We start from the raw sequence: 18497 nt of genomic DNA, 5'->3' as shown, positions 1-18497 counted from the left end.
ATTCTCTTTTTTATCGGTCATCAATGACTACGTCTCATAATTGCTCATCCACAGCTGAATCACCTGCGCTACCCGTTCAGGCTGTTTAACCGACAGCTTTCTCATATGGGTCACCTGAGTTTCAAAATCCGCCAGTTCCGGTGGTAGCAGATGGAAGCTTTCATCAAACATGGCTCGCCGCTTCTCTGGATCCTCTTCTTCTAAATGAGCCAGTTCACCATGCCCTTCTGCCAGCGCTGGCAATAATTCTTTTGGTGGTTCCAAGTTGACCGTGACTTGTTGCATCAATGGTCGAATCAAATAGAACAACACTAAAATCGCCAATAACGTACCGCAGCCGTATTTCACGTAATACAGCGTCTGTGGCTGTTGCCACCATGCCATCGTGCTGTCCGGAGCACCTTCAACAGGAACAAATGGTGCGGTATGAATACTGATCTGATCACCTCTTACCTGATCCAATCCTGTCGCATCAATAATCATCTGACGCATACTGTCCAGCCGGGCCTGATCCCACTCCGCTACGGCACCAGAAACAGCACCTTCAGCCTGATCATTAAAAACGACAGCAATGCTCAGTTTTTCTACACGTCCCTGATGGTTTGATACCTGGCGGGTTACTTTGTCCACTTCATAATTGCGCACAAATTCCGACTGACTGCTGTTCTCGGTCTCCGCTTCTTCATCCGTCTCTGCCGGAGGCTGATTGCTTAATGTGCCTGGAACGCCTATCGCTGGCCCTCCGGTATTGATGCGCTCTTTTCCTTGCTCACTTCGTACCACCGCTGTCGCTGGATCAAACTGCTCTACGGTCTGAATCACTTTTTCAAAATCCACACTGGCGGTCACCTGTGCCCGGAAATTGCCTGGGCCAACCAAAGGTTCCAGTAGGTGGCTGATACGATCTTGATAGCGGGCTTCCACTTCCTGCTTAAAATCAAACTGTCTGGACACTTCGCCAAGAGCGCCACTTTTTTCGAGTGCTTCTGTAGATAACAACCTGCCACTCTGATCAACAACAGAGATATCTTCCCTGTTCATGTTGGAAACGCTGGTTGCCACCAGATTGATGATACCTTCCACCTGCTCAACGCTCAGTCGATACCCCGGGAATAAATTGACAAAGACAGACGCTGACGGCTTTTCTTTGCGCCGAATAAAGCTGCTTTGTTTGGGAATGGCCAAATGCACCCGCGCATTTCGCACCGACTTCAGACTGATAATGGTTTGCGCCAGCTCGCCTTCCAATCCTCTTAAATAGCGGACACCTTCGATAAACTGACTGGCGCCCAGTTCCTGTTGATCCAGCGTATCCAGACCTTCTGGTGATCGTGCCTGAATCCCGGCAATCGACAGTTTCATTCTCGCCTGACTTAGTTGACCGGCGTCTACCATTACTTGTCCGGATTCAGGATGAAGCGTGTAGTTCAGCCCTTCCCGCTCCAACACTTCGACAATGCTGGACACTTCGTAAAGCTCCTGATTACCGTACAAAGGCTGATAATCGGCGGTTTGTGACCAGAGCCAAAGCACCACCAACAGGGCAATGCCAGCGGAGAGCATGATCAGGGTAATAGTCTGATAGCCTTTATTCTTTTGCAGAAATTCCTGAACCCGCTCGCGCCACAGCTGAAGCTGAGATGTTGCTTGCTCTTCTTCAATCCCGGTTTCCTGTAAACCGTCTGCTGTCGCTTCAGCCATTCTTCACTCCACTTTCCTTATCTAGCGTGCCTTGTCTAGCGTGTTTGCCAGAACCGCTGTTCAAACCTGCATGCGCATAACTTCTTCATAGGCTGCTACTGCCTTATTTCTCACCTGCATCAACGCTTGAAAAGAAATGCTGGCTTTCTGGGTGGCAATCATCGTTCCCAGCAAGTCCTGAGACTCACCGGTATCCACCTGATGCATCTGAGTCGATGCGGATTGCTGCAACTCGTTCACCCGGTCCATGGCGGATTTCATCAACTGCGTAAAATCAGGGACATCGTTTCGGCTTAAATCGGAAGGTAATACTGATGGCTGCCGTTCAGTTCTGACCGGGTTTACCAAACTGGAGGCCAATCCTTTGATTTCCATAATCGCTCCGTCTTCCAGAAAGTCTGGTAGCAAGTATTTTTCAAAGTGCTAGGGTCTGTTGACGTTTCGTTGCGAGACTCAGTGACTCAGAAAAACGTCAAGCGCGCGAAAGGTTTGCGCCGTGCGTAGTCATTCTACGCCAAGCAAGCCTGACAAAGCGGGTGGCGTTTTTCTGAGTCACCCGAAGGGCGGATCAGGGCGCCCCTATCACGTCGTTCCAGCATCTTGAAAGGCAATAAGCATTCCTGCGATGCTGCGCCTAGTTATAGGAGCGCCCTGATCCGCTGAGCACGCAACGAAACGTCAACAGACCCTGAAAAAGCCTGAGATTTTCTCAGGCTCTGAAAGGATATCGACGTTGGATTGACAGAGTTTAGGAAGAAAAAGACATTGGCTTAACGAGTTATCCGAATCTCGACGCGGCGATTTCTGTTTCGCCCATCAGGGGTGTTGTTATCAGCCACAGGGTAGCGTTCACCATGAAATCGCATCAGGATTTTACCCGCAGGAACCCCGATTTTTTGCAGCTCACTCACCAGTAGCTGCCCCCTTTTTTTAGAAAGCTCCCGGTTGACCAATTCATCACCATAAGAATCCGTATGAGAATCAATGGTGATACGATCAACGTTATGATCTGCCACCACATATTCAGCAATATGAAGCAACATTTGTCGTTGATCATCATCCAGTCGTTTACCGCCGGACGGATAATAAAAGGTATTGTGTTTTGCCTGTTCAAAATTCAACAGCAGCAAATCGTCCATACAGCGGTAAAACTGCTCAAGTACCGGCATAATATTCAAGGCAGGCACCTGAACAATGACCGAAGGTCCATTATTGTCGTCCACCACCAGTTGTAGCTGTTGCCCTGCATGAAATGCCTTCAGAACATTCACCATGCTGATATCTATAGATAAAGAATCACCCGCGGGGATACTGGCGTTGGCAATAGGCATATGTTGTGGTGTCACCGACCAGGGAGGTGAAGTAATCGCCACAGATACCTGGCGATGCTCGCTTTGAAAGGGGTCTGGAGCAACAGCAATTTGCTCAACTTCACCGGCTTCGGCAATCAGCTGAAGATCACCCAAACCAGCCACCGGGTTTGATAAAATGCAGTAAAATCCATGCTCCTTGTTCATGGACCATTGATGATCTTCAAGTACCTGAGGGTAATAAATCGTCTGAGGGGCGTCTGCAAAAACACTTATCTGCAGAAAAATTACGGCGCCGATAATAACTGCGGCATAGCGACTCTTCATTATTCTGCCAGCGGATTAACGGGCACCCCATGCTCATCATAGGTAGCAATGGGTTGTCCTGAGAAAGAGAGTTCAATAATTTTTCGGGTACTGGCTGAAAGCCGAGCCAATAAACGACCATTGGCGTTATTGACTTGCTGGCAACGGTTGGCAGAGAGTTCTAACTGATCCCAATATTTCCCCAGTGTCTGATACGCTTCTACCGGGGCAACAGCAGGCTGCTGTTTCATAAGACTGAAGAACTGCTTTATGCCAGCGCTATCATTACTGAAGCCAAACTGTTTCAGGTAATGCTCTCGAAGAGAGCCATTCATTTGCAGCATGTTCAGTATGCGAACCTGATGCTCCAGCGACACTTCCAGAGAGGCAATGTTCCTACTCAGCATTTTCTGATGGACCGCTTCCAGAACCTTTTCCATTTTTCTGGACAAGGCCAAAGCATCACGAATATTACTGAGCATTTTCTGGAAATGATCTTGTAATACACGATCCGTATTAGCAACATTCGAGGCATTTTCTAACTTAGCATCAGTCGTCGTCTTCAGCATTGAGTTCATCAGAGAGTTCCAGAATTTTATCAGCCAAACGCTGATAATCGATGGGAAAATTTCCTTTTTTGATCGACTCGCGAACACTTTTCACTCTGGCGGCATTCACATCATCCAGATCCGATAACTGTTGAAAAAGATCATCAATCTGTTGGGCTGAGGCACTGACATTCAAACGATCTTCGGCAACACGCGGGGCACTGCTAACCCCTGTTTTTTTGTCAACACGCGGTTTTGCTCCACTGACTGCACCGGCTTTCTTACCACCGGTTCCTTTTATGCTGGACATTACAACCTGCTCCCGAGAACGTTCTGTAGGAACATCGGCTAAATCACCGCTCTTCTTAAATCAAAAGCGTGTTAAATCAAGAGCAACTTAAATTCTTAGAAATAGTTGAACAGCGAAAGATTCTTGATATTGGCATACACCTGCTGACTGGCCGACAAAATCACTTGCTGTTGATTCAATCGGGTAGTGGCTTCCACAAAATCCACATTTTCCAGGCTGGACGTCAGTTGCTGAGCAAACAATTTGATGTCTCCATGACTACCACCAATCTGATCCAGAAGATTTAACTCACTGCCGCCTCGCGTTTGCGCAGAACCAATTCGCTCCATGGTGTTATCAATCCAGATAATGGTGTCGGCAACCACTGTATCCAGATTTGCAGTAGGCGTGTTCAGCTCTGTTACCGCTGCGGCAAGTGCATCAAAAATTGTATCTGGCAACGGAGCAATGGCAGCAGCATCAACAAAAAGCGCATCCCCTGGCTGAGTTAGCTGAACGGTTGTCGATCCATTGACCTCTACTTCACGATGCAGACTGTTACCGTTGTATAGATAGTCACCGGCAACTAACGTGAAGGGCTCCTGTGTCGTGGTCGTTCCTGAAAACAAATACTGACCATCCGCTGTTCGATGATTTGCCTGACTCAGCAAAGCCTCATTCAGAGAGGACAATTCATCAGCAATGGTCGCAAGATCGGCATTGCTTCGTGAACCGTTGCCTGCCTCCAGAAGAATATCTCTGGACCGCATCAACAAATCGTTCATGCCACCGAACAAAACATCCTGCTGCTGTAACCAGCCCCTGGCTGAACTGATGTTATTTTCATACTGACCGATGGCATTCAGTTCATTATTCAATCTCAGAACTTTAACTGCGTCCACCGCATCGTCGGAAGGTTGCAGAATCCGCTTGCCAGTGGCTAACTGATCCGAGGTTCTGGCTAAATCCGCCATGGTGTTCTGCATCACCTGCACCATGAGCCGGTTGTAGTTCCCTGTGCTGATTCTCACTTTGATCCCCTTAAAAAGTATTTCCCTTAAAACATAGCCAGCAGCGCATCAAAGGTTGATCGTGCGACAGAAATCACCCGGGCATTGGCACTGTAAAGTTGCTGGAATCGTAAAATACTGGCAGCTTCTTCATCCAAATTAACACCGCTGTAGGTGCCGACAGCAGACTCAACCTGCGACAATAATGCCTGCCCACCAGCCGCTTCGGTTTTACTTCGAGATGTTTGCACCGCGACTTCACCCACAAAACCGGAATACGCCGTCACCAATGTACTGGTGCCGCCATTGATAAGACCTTTGGATTGAATGGCGACTAAATCCAGCAAATTACTGTTGTCGCCTATGCCATTTCCAGGTGCAGCAAACGCCAGAGCCGAAGGATCCGACATCATGGTTTGGATTTCCCGGGCACCGTACCTTAACGGAGCCAGGCGATAAGCTTGATCCGTGGCTGTGGCATCCACACTGACCTCGATACCATCAAACGTCAGAGTATCTGTGCCTGTGCCAGACAAAACACCGGCGGCAACGTCGGTATTATCAAGCCGTCGAACCACGCGATAGTTGCCTGCGTTATCAACGCGAAAATCATAATCACTGGATTGCAGTTGACTGGTATCGGTAATGGTTAAGGCAGTGACTGCCGTTGATACCGTATCAAGGGGCATTGCTGCACCGACCGGTGTCGTCAAATCATTAAACAACGACGTGCCGGGGTTGCCATTAAGGTCTTCGCCGGCTTGCAATTGAGTATTGATTTCATGAGCCAGCACCACGGCCATACGCCCCATTTCATTGCGAGCGTAAACCAGCTGATCTGATTGATATTGCAGCAAACCACCCACCGTTCCACCCGGATCGCCGGTGACTCGTATCTTGGTGTTGCCGGTTTGCAGAATCATCTGAAAACCATCTGCAGCATCCACCAAACCTTCCACGGACAGTGAGTTATGCTGATTACCCAGCACCAATGGCTGGCCAGACTTCATATAAACGCTGTAGGAGCCATTGTCGTGTTGTAGAACATTAACAGACACCAGCTCAGAGAGATCCTTAACCGCTTGATCACGGAGATCCAATATTTCGTTGGCGGGCTGGCTGCCTGTGGATAACGTTCTCAGCTGATCATTAAATCCGGCTATATTGGTCAGCAGACCATTAATCTGATTAGCTGCAGCATTCAGCTGCTGGCCGACCACTTCGGCCTGCCCCTGAAGCTGATTAAAGAGGGTGTTAAATCGTCCTGTCAGACCGTTACTTTCTGCCAGAATCACCTGTCGTGTACTGGACTCCACCGGATCGACGGCGCCACCGTTTAAAGCGGTAAAAAAGTTATCGAAGCCTTTAGCCAGGGACATATTGTCGCTACCCAGCCACTGATCCAGATCGTTCAAATAACTCAAATGCGTTTTCGTTTCACCGGCAATGGCCTGACTTTCCCACATCTGAGCAGTGAGGAACTGACTGGTAATTCGATTGACTGAGCTGGAGTTAATGCCAGTACCCAATGCCCCGACACCCGGATGGAGCGTATAGGTCGGCTGAAACTGAACAACCTGACGACTGTAGCCTTCGGTTTCCGCATTAGCGATGTTGTTGCTGGCCACCGTCAGGGCTTTCTGGCTGGCCAGCAGGCCGGATGTGGCAATATGTGTCAGGCTCATGATGGTTCCAACAGGAATTTGCTCACATTGCCATCGACCTGAAAAAGGAGCTTCTTGAGGGGAGTGTGTAGATTAGTCACCGAGCTGTCGGATTAATGCCTGAGCAATGCCTAAACCACCATGTTCACTTAAGTGTTCCGCCAATTGAGCGTCGAACATAGAATAGAAAAACCGGGTATCGTTACTCATCATGGGCGACTCGGTATCTGACATCATCGCCTCATTGGCCTGTCGCATACTTTTGAGCAGCTCATTCACAAATAATGATTCAAACTCTTTCGCTGCGGCTTCAAGGCTGTCGATATTATCCGGTTCAGCTGAACTCAAGATCGTTGGATCTGCAATATTTCCCACGCCACTCAGCATAAAGTTCTCCCTTAAATAACGATCAACTCTGCTTCCAGCGCGCCAGCAGCTTTCAGTGCTTCTAGAATGGACATCAAATCCGTAGGTGTGGCGCCAACGCCATTGATTGCCGTCACCACTTCAGACAGCGATACGCCCTCCGGCACCAGATAAATCGCCGACGCTTCTTCCGATATAGCCACATCACTATTCAGAACGACTTCGGTTGTTCCTCCTTCTGAAAAGGCCGTCGGCTGGCTGGCTGTCGCATTTTGGCTGACCCGAACCACAAGGTTGCCATGACTGACTGCAGCAGGTCGAACTCGTACGTTCTCGCCCATCACCACCGTGCCAGTGCGGGAATTGAAGATGATTCGAGCCGCTGGGCTGGGCATATCAACATCCAACTGCTCCAGCATGGCCATAAACGACACCCGCTGACTGCTGTCCTTCGGGGCTGACACTTCAATAGATACACCGTTAGTGGCGGATGCAACACCGGGGCCAAAATACTGATTGATGGCTTTTACAATTCTGCGGGCGGAGCTAAAACCAGGCTCTCTTAAATTCAATACCAAATGAGTGCCGTAGTTAAAAGGTGTTTCTACGGCCCGCTCAATCAAAGCACCACCGGGAATACGTCCGCCATTGGTGCTGTTGATTTGAACCTTACTTCCGGCTCCTGGATTTTCAGCATTTCCAGCCAAGCCCTCTGCAGATACACCACCAACAAGCAGACTGCCTTGAGCGATGGCATAAATTTGACCATCAGCACCTTTCATAGGCGTAAACAACAGTGTTCCACCGCGTAAGCTTTTCGCATCACCAATGGACGACACACTGACATCCAGTTTCTGACCGGGTCTGGCAAATGCGGGCAACGAGGCATGCACCGTCACTGCGGCGACATTTTTAGAGTTCACATCATTACTGGTAATCGTCAGCCCGAAATCACGAAGCATGTTCACCAGAGACTGTTTGGTAAACGCCGATTTATCGCCGGTGCCATCCAGGCCAACCACCAATCCATAACCAATCAGCTGATTACTGCGGACACCTTCAACATCCACAACATCCAGTAATCGTCGTGCATCGGCGGGGGCTGCGATGAGCAGAGCTAATAAAAATAATGAGATGACTGGCAATTGATGGCGTCCTGCCATAACTCCTCCATTTCACTCTTAAAAAGGAAACCAGGGGCTATTCAGCATTCTGGTAAACCAGCCAGGCTTGTGAGCATTGGCATTATCACCAAGGGCAACGTAATCCACTCTGGCTTCTGCCAGTCGTTCCGATGACACCTTATTATCGGTGCTGACATCTTCCGGACGAACAAGCCCGCTGATCTTAATCTGTTCCCGACCCGAGTTAATGGTCAGCCATTTGTTACCTTGAATACGCAACGTGCCATTGGGTAAAACTTCAACGACCTTTACCGCTACACTGCCTTCCAGACTGTTATTACGACTTGCACTGGTCGCACCGCCATATTCACGGGTTGGCTGGATACTGGTTGCCAGTGAACGACCACTGCCCAAAATCGACGCACTGGAGCGTCCTAATAAAGTAGGGTCGGGAATATCAATATTGGCGCTTTTATTGACGCTACTGCCCCCACCCATGCTGATATTGGTGGTGCCTTTTAGCTCAATGGTGAGAATGTCGCCCAGACGATACGCTCGACGGTCGGAAACCATCATGTTGCCGTAGCGGGGGTTAAACAGGCTGCCATTTGGCACGTACTTTACAATGTAGGGCTGTTGCACTTCGGGCTCGGGAATAACCTGAGGCTCTTCCTGAAAAACAGGCGACACTGATGTAATGTCTGGCAGATTCTGACAACCGGCCAAAATCAGGCTAATACCGAGCAGAACTATTCTCATACCAGACTCCTGTTGCTGAACTTAAAGCGTCTGATTCACAAACTGCATCATCTGATCCGCTGCCGAGATCACCTTTGAGTTCATTTCATAGGCGCGCTGGACAGAGATCATTTTCACCAGCTCTTCAACTGTACTGACGTTGGAAGTTTCCAGAGTAAACTGTTTTAGAAAGCCGAGACCTTCAACACCGGGCTGTGCTTCTACCGGATCACCACTGGCAACGGTTTGCTGAAACAAGTTGCCACCCATGGCCTGTAAACCTGCTGGGTTTACGAAATTCACCAAGGTGATTTGACCGATTTCAACCGGCTCAATGATGCCTGGTTGCTTAACCATCACAATGCCATCGTCGCTGATGGTAATGCCGGTAGCATCAGCAGGAATCGCAATGCCCGGCTCAAGTGGTAAACCATTGCCGTTTACAATTTCACCATCGGAATTGATCTGAAACTGCCCGTTTCTGGAATATGCAGGCGTGCCATCAGGCTGCAACATCTGAAAAAAACCATTACCAATAATGGCCATATCCAGTGCTTGATTGGTGGTGTCATAATTTCCCGGCGTAAATACTTTCTGGGTACCCGTCATTTTGACACCGGTGCCCATTTGCAAGCCGGAGGGTACTTCATTGTCCTGGTCGTTTAATGCACCAGGTTGACGTTGAATATGATAAAAAAGGTCTTCAAAGGTTGCCCTGTCGCGTTTGAACCCAACCGTATTTACGTTGGCCAGATTATTGGAAATGATGGCCATCTGCCTTTCCTGGGCAGCCAAGCCTGTTTTACTGACCCAAAGTGAAGGATTCATCGCACACTCCCTGTGTGTTTTATTCCAAATTTGTATTCAGACTTTTATCCAAACTACTGCTCTCTGATCAGCCGGTCTCCCGATGACGCCAAATCTCCCGCCGCTTTCATCATCTTCATCTGACTTTCAAACTGACGGCTCAACGAGATAAACGAAATCATTTCATCCATAGCACTGACATTACTGGTTTCCAGAAAGCCCGTCCTCAGTCGTACATTTGGATCAGCATCCAGCGCTTCGCCATTGGCAGAAACGAACAAACCATTCCATGCCTTTTGCAACTCTGTCACTTCGGGGTTAACCAGTTTTAACTGACCGACTTCGACTGTTTCACCTGTGCCATCGGCAGGAATAATGGTAATTGTTCCGTCACCAGCAATCTCAATGGACTCAAACTCTGGTAACTGGACAGGGCCGGCATCACCCATTACTGGTAACCCCTTGGCAGTCAGTAATTGACCATCAGCACTCACCTGAAACTGACCTGCACGGGTATACGCCTCATTACCATCAATGGTTTCTACCGTGAACCAACCATCACCACTTACCACCGCATCCAACTTTCTGCCGGTGTGTTCCTGAGCCCCCACATCAAAGCTGCTTCCTAACCCTCGAGCAGACGACATAATCCGACTTTGAAAACCATCCCCCTGCAATGCCACCGATAAACTGCTGACAAAATCACGACGGAAGCCCAATGTATTACTGTTGGTCAGGTTGTTGGCATGCACCTGCTGGGCACGCATAGACAGCGTGGCTCCGGCAGAACTGATATACAGCGCTTTATCCATTATTTACGTCCTGTAAAAAACGTGACTAGATAATATTCATCAATGCTTGAGTCAGGTTATTACTGGTCTCAATGGTTTTCGCATTGGCCTGGTAGTTACTTTGCGCCTCAATTAAACGAACCAGCTGTGATGAGATATCCACATTGGATTGCTCAAGTGCACCCGCTTCCAGCTCTCCCATGATTCCGGAACCAGGAGCACCAATCAGCGGAGCACCGGAAGCGAAGCTAGACTGCCAAAGACTTTCACCGGTAGGAATCAATCCGTTTTCGTTAGGAAAATCGGCAAGTACCACCTGCCCTTGGGTTAACGTCTGACCATTAGAGTAGAGTGCCTGTAGAATCCCTTCCTGAGACACCCTGACCCCAGTCAAAGCACCTGGAGGAAAGCCATCCTGGGTCACCTTGTTTACCGTAAAATCTGCACCCAACTGGGAAAAGTCTGAAATATCCACGTCAAAGTTCATTGCCGCAGAACCGGAGAGACGAGTATCACCCAGCGGAATGTTCAACGCTGCGGTTCCTCCGGCAGGTGTCGCAAGGCTACCGTTAGTATTAAAAGTAAAGGTTTCGCTCAAATCAGCAGTAGCCCCATTATCAAAATAGAAGTCCACTGCCCAGGTATTGTCTGCTGTCTTGGCAAAATACAAACTTACCGTGTGAGGTGAACCAAGGCTGTCGTTAACATCAAATGCCATGGTGGAATGGAATGTGCTTGGGTCTGCTGGATCAATAACACCAGAGAGTACGGTTTCCCGAGCATCAAGATTGGCTGAACTCGCAACCTGAGTGGTAGCCTGTGCAGGCATGGTTCCCTGGGCAACTCTTAGATTCGTCTGGCTTCCTGGCAGGATATTACCGGAGTTGTCAGCAGAGTAGCCTTGCAGATTATTCCCCAGGTTATTAACCAGATAATTCTCAGCATCCAGAGAAAAATACCCTGCCCGGGAATACGACAACTCACCATTATCACTGACCACAAAAAAGCCCTGTCCATTAATGGCCATATCCAATGCATTTTCTGTGAAAGTGATACTTCCCTGAGAAAACTGTTGGCTAATGCCAGATACCTGAACACCCGCCACCTGACTATTACCACCCGCAACCGACGATGCATAAACATCAGCAAACTCCACTCTGGAGCCTTTAAATCCAACGGTGCTGGTGTTGGCAATATTATTACTGACGACTTCCAGATCCTTCTGGGCAGCATTCAACCCACTTAAACCAATCTTGAATGACACTTGATTCCTCCCTGAACTCAAACAATTCTTTTGATGTTTTGACTTAGAAGCTGTTCACAATCTTTCTGCGAGCTGCAAACGATCATGAACAGCTTCTTAGTAAAACCTTTTAATCACCAACCGAAGCCACTGACGACAATGGGTAAGCCCCCATGTTGGCTAATCTCAAATACACACCCTGTCCGGTTGTCTCAACACCAGACACCTTGCCAGTGAGTGAGACTCCGGCTGCATAAGCATTACCACCATTAACGACCGTCGCCGTGATGGTGTATTCACCGGGTTTAATATCTTCAAACTCAAAAGGAACCACACCCGCGCTATAAGCACCTAGCGAACGGGAGGCGACTTCTGTTCCAGCATTGTCATAAACTCGAATCAACACATCACTGGCTGCAACCGGTAGCTGAGCTTCACCTGTCACAGCACTGTCAGCGTCGTTAACTATAAGGCGATTGGTGCTTACCTGAACGCTCTGCCCCAGTAATTGCGCAGCACCAAGCATTTGAGATTGCTGCAACGAACTGGTTAGCCCACTAATGCGACCATCAATAGAGTTCAAGCTTTCCACTGACGATATCTGGGAAAGCTGGGTCAGCATCTGATTGGTGTCCTGCGGAGAGGTGGGGTCCTGATTTTCGAGCTGAGTAATAAACAGTTTCAAAAATTGATCCTGATTCACCTGAAGGGAACCGGAAGCACTGTTGGAGGTGTTGGCTACTGATGTGTTGTTAACCGGGTTAATTCCTGTCACGTATCATCCTTTATACTTTTGTGCAGCCAAAGCGACTACTCAGCAAGAGATAGAAGGGTTTGCTGCAATTTCCTGGCACTGACCATCACTTCCATACTGCTCTGATAACTGCGGGTTGCTGATAACATATCTGCCATTTCCTGTATGACATTAATATCCGGGTAGTAGACATAACCCGTTTCATCCGCCAGTGGATTCCCCGGCTCATAACGTCGATTGTTGTCACTGGGTGGCATTTTATAAACGCCTTCAATATTCACCCGGGCAGATTGACCTTCCAGATCATCATAAATGGTTGAGAATACAGGTCGCAGTGGCCGGTATGCCGTCTCTGGAGAACTACCAACGCTGGACATGTTGGCCAGATTACTGGCAATACTGTTTAAACGAACCGTCTGGGCATTAAGGGCGGAGCCGGAAACCGCAAAAATATTGCTGAGTGACACGTTACATACCTCCTCTAATAGCAAGTTCTAAACCACTGAACTTCTTTTTCACAAACGTGAGGCTGGTTTGAAAAGACAAAGCATTTTGGGAGAAAGACGACTGTTCAACACCTAATTCAACAGTATTACCATCGCTGGTCTGCTGGTAAGGCATTCGATACTGCAATGCACCGGTGCCAGCAAATAGACCCAATTTCATATGATCTTCCCTGAACCCTGAATCCGGTGTTCTTAATTGTTGATCCAGTACTGATGAAAACTCGATATCCCGTGATTTGAATCCTGGTGTATCAACATTGGCCAAGTTGCCTGCCAACACTTCGGCCCTTAAACCACGAAAAGCCAGTGCCTGAGGGTGAACGCCAAGCGCATTTTCAAAGCTGATAGCCATATATCAATCCCACTCCATGGTCATTTATTATTTGTCCCTTTCATAAAAGTGACATTCGAATACATGATGATATAAACCAGCCCATCAAAATTGGTCAATGAAGGCCATAAATGTGTATCTGTTTGAAGCAGTGATACTTTAAATACCAGGAGGAAAAACCATGAAATACCAGAAGCTAAAAATCAGAAAACCATCAATATAATCAACCCCCTACAAAGCAATGCCCCAATCAACCATGCAAAGATATGGCAAATATTAATGAAGACCTGTTTCTCAGCCCTACATTTACTTACCAAAAAAACAGGAAAAATGTGTTCATCATCTTGTTAGACAGGTTTTTATGATGGTTAAATGGACATCAAGCCCAAGACGTTTACCAGGATATAGGGCAAGCTGTGATATACAACAATAATAAAACCAGCAGTAATGGACATATTTTTACCAGTCGGAAGTCGTTTTTTCGACGCATTAATGTCATCTATCTAAAGTACTTTTTCCTGCTAATCCTGATTTTGCTGATTGCCAGAGAATCCGCTCAAATCACTTGGCTACTGATGTCAGATGCCGACTCAACACCTGCGGAATTGCAGCCCGACTTACAGCAAAACAAGGCGGCAACGATTCCTGATCAAAGCAATCTGCACCAACTAAAGAGCCTTCAACTTTTTGGCCAACCTCCTCTACCTGTAAAAAAATCAGTGCCAAAAGATATACCGGTCTCTCGAATTGCAGCGCGAATAACCGGACTGGTTTTCAGTAATAACCCTGAAGATTCTCTCGCGATCATTCGTTCCGGCTCATCTGATTTAACCTATCGAAGGGGGGATACCCTTAAAGGGACACAGGCGACAGTAGATGCTATTTATTCTGATCGGGTCATTATCCAAAACGGTGTACGATATGAATCACTGTTGATGTACCCAGAAGAAGCCTCTAAAAAAATTGCAACCAACAACACAGTAACAGCCACTCATATTACAAAATCATCCAAAAACATTTCGGATCTAAAAAATCAGCTTCAGGAAAAACCAGAGGCCTGGTCTGAAATTGTCACCATATCGCCTATACGGCGAGATGGGAAACTTCAGGGATACCGAATTAATCCGGCAAAATATCCTCAGTACTTTTCTGAGCTTGGGTTGAAACCCAATGACATGGCAATTGCGATCAATGGCTTTGACTTAACAGACAACAATGAGGCCATGAAAGTTATCGGGCAACTTTCATCACTGCAACAGATATCACTAACAATTGAAAGGGATGGTCAGCGTTTTGAAATTGATTTGTCTTCCTGATAGTACCGGAAAGCTGCTGAGCGCAACGTTCCTATTTCTACTTTTGACCTTTCCAGTAGTAGTGACTGCAAATAGTGCTCTTTATTCAGCCAGCTTTGAGAAAGCGGAGATAAAAGAGTTTATTAACACCGTCAGCACCAACCTGAACAAGACCATCATCGTTGATCCGACAGTTCGTGGTGAAGTCACGATTCGTGCTTATGAGCAGTTGAATCAACGGCAATATTATCAGATGTTTCTTTCTGTTTTATCGGTTCATGGCTTTGCTGCCGTTGAAGATGACAGTGGCCTGGTAAAAATCATTCCTGACAAAAATGCCCGCACATCATCTATCCCCGTTGTGGCTGGTAAAAAGTTGGAAGATCAGGCTCCCTATGGTGGAGATGAAGTCGTCACTTGGGTATTGCCTGTCAGCCATGTTCCGGTGCGCGAGCTTTCTCCAATTCTACGCCAGCTGGTAAATAGCTCAGGCAGTGTCGTTCATTATGACCCATCAAATATTCTGATCCTTAGTGGTCGCGCCAATAACCTTGAGCGTATTGCCGAAGTTGTCCGTCGTGTCGATCAGGCTGGTATGCGCAGTGTTCAGATTATTCAGCTTCATCATGCATCCGCCAGTGAGATGGAAAGAATTCTTATGGCGGTTTACGTCTCTCAGGGTCAGAAACCCAGTGGGCTGCCGCCAGTCATTGTCAGTAATGAAAGCAGCAATCAGATCATCCTCTCAGCCGATGCTCAAACCCTACATCGAATGAAAACTCTGTTAATTCAGATGGATTCGGAGCGTAAATCCAGTGGCAATATAAAAGCCTTCTATCTGCATTACGCCAAAGCCGATGACCTCAAAAAAGTGCTGGATGGCGTGGGTAAAATGCTGATTGCTACAGGAAAGAGTGGACAGAGTGCGGCTGGCACAGACTACGGCATCGAGACGCATGAACAGACTAACGCCCTGATCGTCACAGCCCGCCCTGATGTTATGCAAGCGATGGAATCTGTTATCCAGCAACTGGATATACGACGAGCACAGGTTATGGTCGAGGCCATCATTGTCGAAGTAGCCGATGGCGATGGCATCAATCTTTCCTTTCAACTGGCCAGTAACGATGGCAGTAGCCTCATGCAGTTTCAAGACGGTTCCAGCGTGCCCATTGGCGAGCTTCTGGTGGGTATGAAAGAAGCCAAAGATGAAAAAGGGACTACTGTCATTGATAGCACTGGTGCAAAAACAGTTAACCCTGATAAGCCGGGCGACTACACTGCACTAGCCTCTGCTCTTGCCAAAGTCTCAGGGGCCGCATTTAGCATCACTTCCGGTGATTGGACTGCTCTGCTTCAGGCGGTCACCACGTCAAGTGAATCTAATGTGCTCGCGACTCCCAGCCTGCTCACCATGGATAATGAAGAAGCGTCGTTCATTGTCGGTGACGAAGTTCCAACGCTCACAGGTTCGACAGCCAGCTCAGACAATGACAACCCTTTCCAGACCATTGAAAGAAAAGAGGTTGGCGTTAAGTTAAAAGTCACTCCTCAGATAAATGCAGGTGATGCGGTCAAGCTGACGATTGAGCAGGAAGTCTCCAGCATTAATGGTCGTACACCGGTTGACGTGACGTTCTCCACACGAAAAGTGAATACCTCTGTCATGGTAAAGACAGGGGATACGGTTGTGATCGGTGGTTTGTTGGATGAGAACGTTCAGGAAAGTGTTTCAAAGGTCCCCTTGCTTGGTGATATTCCCATTCTTGGTCATCTATTTCGATCAACATCCAGTAAGAAAGTTAAGAAAAATCTGATGATCTTTCTTCGTCCTACTATCATTCGGGACGATCTGGCAATGAATGCCATCAGCGGTCAAAAGTATGACCTGATTCGCGCCCATCAGCTGGATAAAAAAAATCAGGGGATCTCACTGATGCCCGGCTTTGATACCCCGGTTCTCCCTGAACAACCAACAGCCCATCAACTCCTTGAAGAGCTTAGGCGACAATCAGAAAGCACTAAAGGCAAGCCTGCCAAAGATAAGCCAGTCAGTGATACTGAATTTAAGGTTTCAGCAACATCAATTCGCCAGCTTCACGGGGAACGATGATGTCAGATACTGCAGCACTATCACGCCAAACACCTCAAAACGAAAAGGTACCCCAACAGGCTGTTACACAGTCAGAAGATGTACTCATTGAGAAGCGGGCTCAGGACACCAATACATCACTGGATAGCCGTGTTAATAAAGCACTGCCATTTTCTTTTGCCCGTCGATTTAATCTTCTACTGTCGTTTGACAATCAAAATAACCCACAACTTTTTTTCAAAGATAAGCCAGAAAATTCCGCATTAATTGAAGTTCGCAGGCTCGTTGGTAAACCACTATCTCTAAGCCACCTTTCCGACGATGACTTTGAAAAGCGACTGGCTGAACACTATCAGAAAGACTCTTCAGCAGCTCGGCAACTGATGAACGACATCGGTAATGATGAAGGACTTCAGGCACTTGCCGAGGAATTGCCAGAAGATGAAGATCTTCTTGAAGCCGATGACGGTGCCCCGATCATTCGCCTGATTAATGCCATGCTCGGAGAAGCCATCAAGGAAGGGGCTTCTGATATTCATATAGAAACCTATGAAAAAAATCTGACTGTCCGTTTTCGGGTTGATGGCGTACTGCGGGAAATTCTTCGGCCTCAACGTAAACTGGCTGCGGTACTGGTTTCTCGAGTGAAAGTCATGGCGAAACTGGATATCGCTGAAAAACGGGTACCTCAGGATGGTCGTATATCTCTCCGCATTGGAGGTCGTGCGGTTGATGTTCGCGTATCAACATTGCCATCCCGACACGGTGAGCGAATTGTACTGCGCCTGCTAGACCGAAACAGCGTTCAACTGGATCTTGCTCATCTTGGCATGGAGGAAGGTCTTGGTGATCAATTCCAACAACTACTGCGAAAGCCTCATGGCATTATTCTGGTTACCGGGCCAACCGGTTCCGGTAAAAGCACCACACTTTATGCAGGCCTCAGCACCATTAATAACCGTGAGCGTAATATTCTGACAGTGGAAGACCCTGTGGAATACGATCTGGAAGGCATTGGTCAGACACAGGTAAATCCAAAAGTAGATATGACGTTTGCCAGGGGACTCAGGGCAATTCTACGACAGGATCCTGATGTGGTTATGATCGGTGAAATTCGAGATCTGGAAACCGCAGAGATCGCTATTCAAGCATCTCTAACCGGCCACCTTGTGCTCAGTACACTTCATACTAATACCGCTATCGGTGCAGTCACACGCTTGCGAGATATGGGGGTTGAACCTTTTCTATTGTCATCAAGTTTATTGGGCGTACTTGCTCAGCGTCTGGTGCGAGTACTTTGCCCAGAATGCCGTGAACAAAGACCGGCCAGTAATCTGGAAATGAGCGTAATGGGACTTAAGACAGATCAAAGTTTATGGCACGCAACCGGTTGTGAGGAATGTCACCATACCGGTTATCGCGGAAGAACAGGCATCCACGAACTCTTTCTGGTGAACGATACAGTTAGACGGCTGATTCACGATGGCGCTGGTGAACAGTCAATCAAACAGGAAATACGTCATTCGACAGACAGTATCCAAAGTGACGGTTTTCAAAAAGTTCTCAATGGCATCACTACGCTTGAAGAAGTGATGCGAGTCACTAGAGAGTAGGCAGGTATT

General features: G+C 47.8%; 19 protein-coding genes. 3 read left to right on the top strand and 16 right to left on the bottom strand.

Annotated features, from left to right (window positions below):
* Positions 1–27: 27 nt before the first annotated feature.
* The 16 genes from fliF to flgB form a co-directional block, all read right to left on the bottom strand.
* Positions 28–1701: a flagellar basal-body MS-ring/collar protein FliF gene (gene fliF, locus Q1B11_RS08065; RefSeq protein WP_299730368.1), complete on the bottom strand. Its 1674-nt coding sequence runs from the start codon at positions 1699–1701 to the stop codon at positions 28–30.
* 60 nt (positions 1702–1761) lie between these two features.
* Complete coding sequence (gene fliE, locus Q1B11_RS08060) at positions 1762–2076, bottom strand: flagellar hook-basal body complex protein FliE (RefSeq protein ID WP_067515254.1); 315 nt, start codon at positions 2074–2076, stop codon at positions 1762–1764.
* A gap of 395 nt (positions 2077–2471) precedes the next feature.
* The gene (locus tag Q1B11_RS08055; RefSeq protein WP_299730361.1) at positions 2472–3338 is read right to left on the bottom strand and encodes an OmpA family protein; all 867 of its coding nucleotides are present in this window, start codon (positions 3336–3338) and stop codon (positions 2472–2474) included.
* Complete coding sequence (locus Q1B11_RS08050; protein ID WP_299730358.1) at positions 3338–3895, bottom strand: flagellar protein FlgN; 558 nt, start codon at positions 3893–3895, stop codon at positions 3338–3340. Before Q1B11_RS08050 ends, Q1B11_RS08055 begins: the two co-directional genes overlap by 1 nt.
* Complete coding sequence (flgM, locus tag Q1B11_RS08045) at positions 3867–4175, bottom strand: flagellar biosynthesis anti-sigma factor FlgM (protein WP_299730355.1); 309 nt, start codon at positions 4173–4175, stop codon at positions 3867–3869. The genes Q1B11_RS08050 and flgM overlap by 29 nt, the downstream gene beginning before the upstream one ends.
* Positions 4176–4270: 95 nt before the next feature.
* Positions 4271–5185 carry a flagellar hook-associated protein FlgL gene (gene flgL / locus Q1B11_RS08040; protein ID WP_299730352.1) on the bottom strand — a complete coding sequence of 305 codons (915 nt, stop codon included), beginning with the start codon at positions 5183–5185 and terminating at the stop codon, positions 4271–4273.
* 26 nt (positions 5186–5211) lie between these two features.
* The gene (gene flgK / locus Q1B11_RS08035) at positions 5212–6849 is read right to left on the bottom strand and encodes a flagellar hook-associated protein FlgK (RefSeq protein ID WP_299730349.1); all 1638 of its coding nucleotides are present in this window, start codon (positions 6847–6849) and stop codon (positions 5212–5214) included.
* A 72-nt stretch (positions 6850–6921) separates the two neighbouring features.
* On the bottom strand, positions 6922–7215 hold the full coding sequence (locus tag Q1B11_RS08030) for a rod-binding protein (protein WP_299730346.1): 294 nt from the start codon (positions 7213–7215) through the stop codon (positions 6922–6924).
* An 11-nt stretch (positions 7216–7226) separates the two neighbouring features.
* The gene (locus Q1B11_RS08025; protein WP_299730343.1) at positions 7227–8357 is read right to left on the bottom strand and encodes a flagellar basal body P-ring protein FlgI; all 1131 of its coding nucleotides are present in this window, start codon (positions 8355–8357) and stop codon (positions 7227–7229) included.
* Between the two features lie 18 nt (positions 8358–8375).
* A complete protein-coding gene (locus tag Q1B11_RS08020; protein WP_299730340.1) occupies positions 8376–9077 on the bottom strand; it encodes a flagellar basal body L-ring protein FlgH in 702 nt (233 codons plus the stop codon).
* Between the two features lie 21 nt (positions 9078–9098).
* A complete protein-coding gene (gene flgG / locus Q1B11_RS08015) occupies positions 9099–9884 on the bottom strand; it encodes a flagellar basal-body rod protein FlgG (RefSeq protein ID WP_299730337.1) in 786 nt (261 codons plus the stop codon).
* A gap of 53 nt (positions 9885–9937) precedes the next feature.
* A complete protein-coding gene (locus tag Q1B11_RS08010; RefSeq protein ID WP_067515265.1) occupies positions 9938–10675 on the bottom strand; it encodes a flagellar basal body rod protein FlgF in 738 nt (245 codons plus the stop codon).
* Positions 10676–10700: 25 nt separating this feature from the next.
* Entirely contained in the window at positions 10701–11918 is a 1218-nt protein-coding gene (flgE, locus tag Q1B11_RS08005) for a flagellar hook protein FlgE (RefSeq protein WP_299730330.1), read from the bottom strand.
* Positions 11919–12027: 109 nt separating this feature from the next.
* A complete protein-coding gene (locus Q1B11_RS08000) occupies positions 12028–12672 on the bottom strand; it encodes a flagellar hook capping FlgD N-terminal domain-containing protein (protein ID WP_299730327.1) in 645 nt (214 codons plus the stop codon).
* Positions 12673–12707: 35 nt separating this feature from the next.
* The gene (flgC, locus tag Q1B11_RS07995; protein ID WP_067515268.1) at positions 12708–13118 is read right to left on the bottom strand and encodes a flagellar basal body rod protein FlgC; all 411 of its coding nucleotides are present in this window, start codon (positions 13116–13118) and stop codon (positions 12708–12710) included.
* Position 13119: 1 nt separating this feature from the next.
* Positions 13120–13509: a flagellar basal body rod protein FlgB gene (gene flgB / locus Q1B11_RS07990; protein ID WP_067515269.1), complete on the bottom strand. Its 390-nt coding sequence runs from the start codon at positions 13507–13509 to the stop codon at positions 13120–13122.
* A gap of 395 nt (positions 13510–13904) precedes the next feature.
* Between flgB and gspC the strand changes: the two genes are divergently transcribed.
* From gspC to gspE, 3 genes are all read left to right on the top strand, one after another.
* Positions 13905–14804 carry a type II secretion system protein GspC gene (gene gspC, locus Q1B11_RS07985; RefSeq protein WP_299730311.1) on the top strand — a complete coding sequence of 300 codons (900 nt, stop codon included), beginning with the start codon at positions 13905–13907 and terminating at the stop codon, positions 14802–14804.
* A 61-nt stretch (positions 14805–14865) separates the two neighbouring features.
* Positions 14866–16896, top strand: a complete 2031-nt coding sequence (gene gspD, locus Q1B11_RS07980; RefSeq protein ID WP_299730308.1) for a type II secretion system secretin GspD — start codon at positions 14866–14868, stop codon at positions 16894–16896.
* Positions 16893–18488 carry a type II secretion system ATPase GspE gene (gene gspE / locus Q1B11_RS07975; RefSeq protein WP_299730305.1) on the top strand — a complete coding sequence of 532 codons (1596 nt, stop codon included), beginning with the start codon at positions 16893–16895 and terminating at the stop codon, positions 18486–18488. The genes gspD and gspE overlap by 4 nt, the downstream gene beginning before the upstream one ends.
* Positions 18489–18497 lie beyond the last annotated feature (9 nt).

Origin of the sequence: uncultured Endozoicomonas sp., from assembly GCF_947495845.1 — a bacterium.
Lineage (GTDB): Bacteria > Pseudomonadota > Gammaproteobacteria > Pseudomonadales > Endozoicomonadaceae > Endozoicomonas.
Note: the sequence above shows the minus strand (reverse complement) of the source record. Positions and strands in the feature narration are given on the sequence as shown.

Coding starts and splice junctions, on each gene's coding strand:
- fliF (WP_299730368.1), bottom strand. CDS start 1,701: ATGGCTGAAGCGACAGCAGACGGTTTACAGGAAACCGGGATTGAAGAA.
- fliE (WP_067515254.1), bottom strand. CDS start 2,076: ATGGAAATCAAAGGATTGGCCTCCAGTTTGGTAAACCCGGTCAGAACT.
- Q1B11_RS08055 (WP_299730361.1), bottom strand. CDS start 3,338: ATGAAGAGTCGCTATGCCGCAGTTATTATCGGCGCCGTAATTTTTCTG.
- Q1B11_RS08050 (WP_299730358.1), bottom strand. CDS start 3,895: ATGAACTCAATGCTGAAGACGACGACTGATGCTAAGTTAGAAAATGCC.
- flgM (WP_299730355.1), bottom strand. CDS start 4,175: ATGTCCAGCATAAAAGGAACCGGTGGTAAGAAAGCCGGTGCAGTCAGT.
- flgK (WP_299730349.1), bottom strand. CDS start 6,849: ATGAGCCTGACACATATTGCCACATCCGGCCTGCTGGCCAGCCAGAAA.
- Q1B11_RS08030 (WP_299730346.1), bottom strand. CDS start 7,215: ATGCTGAGTGGCGTGGGAAATATTGCAGATCCAACGATCTTGAGTTCA.
- Q1B11_RS08025 (WP_299730343.1), bottom strand. CDS start 8,357: ATGGCAGGACGCCATCAATTGCCAGTCATCTCATTATTTTTATTAGCT.
- Q1B11_RS08020 (WP_299730340.1), bottom strand. CDS start 9,077: ATGAGAATAGTTCTGCTCGGTATTAGCCTGATTTTGGCCGGTTGTCAG.
- flgG (WP_299730337.1), bottom strand. CDS start 9,884: ATGAATCCTTCACTTTGGGTCAGTAAAACAGGCTTGGCTGCCCAGGAA.
- Q1B11_RS08010 (WP_067515265.1), bottom strand. CDS start 10,675: ATGGATAAAGCGCTGTATATCAGTTCTGCCGGAGCCACGCTGTCTATG.
- flgB (WP_067515269.1), bottom strand. CDS start 13,509: ATGGCTATCAGCTTTGAAAATGCGCTTGGCGTTCACCCTCAGGCACTG.
- gspE (WP_299730305.1), top strand. CDS start 16,893: ATGATGTCAGATACTGCAGCACTATCACGCCAAACACCTCAAAACGAA.